1 protein-coding gene is annotated in these 1,095 nt (G+C 63.6%); it reads left to right on the top strand.

The features are described 5' to 3' along the window. Positions 1 to 90: 90 nt before the first annotated feature. On the top strand, positions 91 to 978 hold the full coding sequence (locus HT737_RS03585) for a Dyp-type peroxidase (RefSeq protein WP_047293972.1): 888 nt from the start codon (positions 91 to 93) through the stop codon (positions 976 to 978). Positions 979 to 1,095 lie beyond the last annotated feature (117 nt).

Below are 1,095 nucleotides of genomic sequence, written 5' to 3'. Positions count from 1 at the left end.
CTGCCGAAGGCTGCGATCTTTTGACTGTCAGAGCCCCCACAAAATCTCCGGCTACAGGTAAACTCCCGCGCACTTTCCCAAGGAGTTCACATGAGTTACTACCAGCCGGGCATTCTCGCCACCCCCGTTCCTGCACAAGCGCGTCACCTGTTTTTCGCCCTGGCGTCGGTTGAAGCACTGCCGCAGGCGATCGACAACCTGCTGAGCCTGGTGGACGGCAAGTCGGCGGTGGTCGGTTTCGGTGAATCCCTGACCAAGGCGCTGAACGTACAGATTGATGGACTGCGCAGCTTCCCGGCCATGACCGGCGTCGGCGTGGAAAACCCCTCTACCCAGCACGCGCTGTGGGTCTGGCTGCATGGTGACGACCGTGGCGAACTGCTCAACCGCTGCAACGCCGTCGAGGCCGCACTGGCCCCGGCGCTGCGCCTGGTCGACAGGCAGGAAGCCTTCCGCCACAAGGACGGCCATGACCTGACCGGCTACGAAGACGGCACCGAAAACCCGCACGACGAAGCCGCCATCGCTGCAGCCTTGTTGGGCGAGGGCGCAGAAGGTCTGGTCGGCGGCAGCTTCGCCGCGATCCAGCAGTGGCAGCACGACCTCAAGGGTTTTCATCAATTGTCCGGCGAAGACAAAGACAACATCATGGGCCGTCGCCTGAGCGACAACGAAGAGATCGACGATGCGCCAGTCTCTGCCCACGTCAAACGCACCGCCCAGGAAAGCTTCGCCCCCGAAGCCTTCGTCGTGCGCCGTTCGATGCCATGGATTGAAGGTGACCGGGCCGGTCTGATGTTCCTCGCCTTCGGGTTCTCGCTGGACGCCTTCGAGGCGCAACTGCGGCGCATGAGCGGTCTGGAAGACGGTATCGCTGATGGTCTGTACCGCATCAGCCGACCGATTACCGGCGGCTATTACTGGTGCCCGCCCATCAAGGACGGCCACCTCGATCTGCGCGCGCTGCACCTGGGCTGAGGTTGTGCAAGCACGGAGGGTTTGACCATGGACGTGGTGCGTTGGGGCATGATCGGCTGCGGCAGCGTCGCCGAGCGCAAGAGCGGGCCGGCCTTCTACAAGGCCCCGGGTTCAGCG

Source organism: Pseudomonas sp. MD195_PC81_125, from assembly GCF_014060985.1.
Classification (GTDB): domain Bacteria; phylum Pseudomonadota; class Gammaproteobacteria; order Pseudomonadales; family Pseudomonadaceae; genus Aquipseudomonas; species Aquipseudomonas parakoreensis.
The sequence above is the reverse complement of the archived record's forward strand: the minus strand, read 5'-3'. Positions and strand labels throughout refer to the sequence as shown.